The organism is Shimia marina (assembly GCF_001458175.1).
In the GTDB taxonomy this organism is placed as follows: Bacteria; Pseudomonadota; Alphaproteobacteria; order Rhodobacterales; family Rhodobacteraceae; genus Shimia; species Shimia marina.
The window spans coordinates 1-3,172 of record NZ_CYPW01000012.1; the positions used below are offsets into that span (position 1 = coordinate 1).

Below are 3,172 nucleotides of genomic sequence, written 5' to 3' on the forward strand. Positions count from 1 at the left end.
CTTTGGGTTTGGGAGGATGATCATGCAAGGTGGGGAAGCTTCCGGGCTTCTCCGCATCTCTTCCCTGCGCCATCATTACTTATCCCTATCGCCTTCCTTGCTGACTATACTCAGACGGAGCCGAAAGCGGGGGCACTTTTGGGGGCATTTTTGCCGCTGGCAGAGCCGCTGAGGCCAATAAACACTAATGTCTTAATTGATGGCTGGGGTGGTAGGAAGCCTTGCGTCTCGATGAAACGCATCGGCTTTCCCGAACCAACTCAAAAACTGGGGCACTTTTGCCTGTCCTCGTCCTGATCTCTTGGCCCACCGTGGAAGCTGAAACCACGGATCCTTGGGTAAGCATTCAGCGACGTGATTGATTGCCAGCAACTCCATCTCGTGAAGCTGCCCATCCGCCTCCGCGATCTCTCTCAGCAACGCGACGACCCGCTCACGGACTAGCAGTCCTTGCTATCCAGCGTGAACCATCTGAGGTCTTCAGTAAAACCTTAGAGGGCGAGTTGGGCGAGGCGGTTAACATCGCCAGCAGATACTTACCTATTTTACAGACCCTCCGTGAAGGCTTAACCTTCTTGTAACATTTTTAGCCTACCGGTGTGCTCCACGCTTCTCTTTCATGGACCCACTGCATGCAAAGCGAGTCTTTAATGCCCTCCCTCCCATCCAAACGTGCACTGTCTATAACCGCAATAAGCCAGCGGCATCTGCGCAAACGCCTTGGTGTTGCAATCGCAGTTTTGGTGATTCCTTTGCTGATTGTCAGCGCGACCTCTATCGCATACCAGAAGAAGGCATCTCTCCACGCACGCTATGTGATTGCGGTCGGTCAACTGCTTGAAGGCATGGCAAAATTAAAAGGCGACGTCGCGCTTCTGGAAACCGGACGTGAATCGGATCTTGGAGAATTTCAGAAGACTTACGGGGATGCGCTTAAGCTCTTCACTGCGTTACGTGCGGCTGATCCCGATGGCGAAGAGACGCTTGAGGTAAGTAACGCCGAAAATCGCGAGTTGCTGACCGCCCGTATACGGGAGGCCGCTATAAACCCTGAGCAGGTAAGTCGAGAGCTTGGCTTGTTTGAGCATGAAATGCCCTCATCTCTCGTTGAAGTATGGGAGGAGGAAAACGAATGGGAAGTGTCCTCCTTTGAGCAGGTTTCTATTGAGAAAGCGGTCGGAATGAGCCTTCTGGCTGCAGCTGATCTCATAGAAGCACCCGCCCCCCTCACCTTTGACCAATTTTGGTCAGCATATGAAATGCTGCCTGATAACAAGATTAACCAAGTAACTACGCTCCTGAATGCAACCGCTCGAGGTGCATACCAAGCGCCAATTTTTCTCACATTTTTGATGGTTGCTGCTGCATGTCTTGCTGCAATCTTTGCGTGGGTGAGCATTGTTCGGCCACTCATTAATCAGATCCTAGAGATGCAATTGCAGCTGAGAGAAGAGGCGATGGCTGCTCAAGCCTCGGACATGGCTAAAACCCAGTTTCTTGCGACAATCAGTCACGAATTACGTACCCCCATGAATGGGATAATCGGCGCAGCACAATTGCTGGAAGTGGCCGATCTATCAGAGGAAGATAAAGATCTCATCGACATCCTGAACTCATGCGCGGCAAACCAAATGGACCTTATCGAGGAGATTTTGACGTTCGGTGAAATTGAGGCTGGAGCGCTTGAAATGCGTGAAGATCCGTTGGACGTGTCAGATCTTATTAAAAGTGCGACGAACTTTGCGAATGTACTGACGCAGAAAAAAGGCCTGTCTTTGGAAGTTCGTGTTTCGCGACACATGCCGCCGATACTGGGTGATGTGAAACGCCTCAGACAGATTGTAGTGAACCTCGTGGGAAATGCGATAAAGTTCACCGAAGCGGGGACCATTACGGTAGAAGCTGTCGTCGAGCAATCTGAGGATGAACAGCATGGTGTATTGCGTATCAGCGTCAAAGATACCGGGGTGGGTATCGCTATTGAAGATCAAGAAAAAATCTTCGACCGCTTCACTCAAGTTGACAGTTCGTCCACCCGCAAAGCCGGGGGGACAGGCTTAGGCCTGTCTATTGCTCAAGGGATAGCCCAAAAAGCCAATGGAAAGATTACACTTGAGAGTCAGCTGGGGAGCGGATCAACGTTTACCCTTGAAATACCAACGGAAATCATCTCATCCGCAGAAGTTAAAGTGCACGAATTACGGAGGGCAGTATGATGGAAGCAGACCTAGCCGCACGCAACTTAAGTATTCTTGTTGCCGACGATGAGCCAGTCAACCGTAAGATCATACAGAGGCTCTTAAAACACTGCGGGCTTACCTGTGATCTGGTAGAAGACGGCTTTGAGTGCGTGTCAAAAGCCATGGCTGAGGACTATGATTTGATCTTGATGGACATCGATATGCCCGGCATGGGTGGTATTGAGGCGGCTCGAGAGCTTCAAAAATTACGCGGTGCAACAACTCCTAAAATCATTGCCGTTACGGCGCACGTATCAGTTGCGCAGAAAGAGGCTTGTGACCAAGCTGGCTTCGATGGCTTTATCCCAAAGCCGGTTAAGTTGGAAACACTGACACAGGTTTTAAAGGAAAGCCTGTTCGATACGGATACTGCCGTGCAACCATCGCCATTGGAAAACGCCCGCTAGTGAACGTTGTGCGAGCTTCAGGGGGGCAGGTACTACGCGGTGATCTGTCATCGTTACCTGTTTTGGTGCGGCACAAAAGGAGACGTGCGCTCCGCTAGCACGCAGTTAGCCAGAGTGGTATTAAGTTCGGAAGCGAAAACCGAGCCGCCTTGCGTATCTAAAATAGAGACAACGTAAGGAGATACATCATGAAATCGTTTCGCACCCTCGGCGATGCTGCCGGGGGTTTTCTTATGAGCGCACCACCGCGTTCCGTGTTGACTGCGATCCTCTGGCTTGGAGCGCGCACGCATCCCGCAATATCGATGATGCTGATCTTGGTCTTCCTCTCCGCCTGGATAAAGGGCGCAAGTGATGGTTGAACTGAGGCTCCATCCCGACGACATCGTAGTAATCCGCGCAAGCGAAGGTTGGCCCGAACATCTGTTTCGGGTCTGACCCAGCCCCTTGATCCGGGCCGTTTGGATGTAGAATCCGTTCCTGTTTCTTTCTTGTGATTAGGTTGCGGTCAAGGCCTGCTGAGCG

4 protein-coding genes are annotated in these 3,172 nt (G+C 51.4%); all 4 read left to right on the top strand.

Annotation, left to right across the window (positions count from 1 at the left end):
• The coding region (locus SHM7688_RS20010; RefSeq protein ID WP_233486599.1) for a hypothetical protein at nucleotides 1–297 on the top strand (297 nt) is incomplete at its 5' end.
• A 335-nt stretch (nucleotides 298–632) separates the two neighbouring features.
• On the top strand, nucleotides 633–2,216 hold the full coding sequence (locus SHM7688_RS07380; RefSeq protein ID WP_083498982.1) for a sensor histidine kinase: 1,584 nt from the start codon (nucleotides 633–635) through the stop codon (nucleotides 2,214–2,216).
• Nucleotides 2,213–2,647, top strand: a complete 435-nt coding sequence (locus SHM7688_RS07385) for a response regulator (RefSeq protein ID WP_058239303.1) — start codon at nucleotides 2,213–2,215, stop codon at nucleotides 2,645–2,647. The genes SHM7688_RS07380 and SHM7688_RS07385 overlap by 4 nt, the downstream gene beginning before the upstream one ends.
• Nucleotides 2,648–2,835: 188 nt before the next feature.
• A complete protein-coding gene (locus SHM7688_RS19725) occupies nucleotides 2,836–3,009 on the top strand; it encodes a hypothetical protein (RefSeq protein WP_158500674.1) in 174 nt (57 codons plus the stop codon).
• Nucleotides 3,010–3,172 lie beyond the last annotated feature (163 nt).

What these genes read in the sequence shown, in the direction of transcription:
- SHM7688_RS19725 (WP_158500674.1), top strand. Translation starts at nt 2,836, where the DNA reads ATGAAATCGTTTCGCACCCTCGGCGATGCTGCCGGGGGTTTTCTTATG.
- SHM7688_RS07385 (WP_058239303.1), top strand. Translation starts at nt 2,213, where the DNA reads ATGATGGAAGCAGACCTAGCCGCACGCAACTTAAGTATTCTTGTTGCC.
- SHM7688_RS07380 (WP_083498982.1), top strand. Translation starts at nt 633, where the DNA reads ATGCAAAGCGAGTCTTTAATGCCCTCCCTCCCATCCAAACGTGCACTG.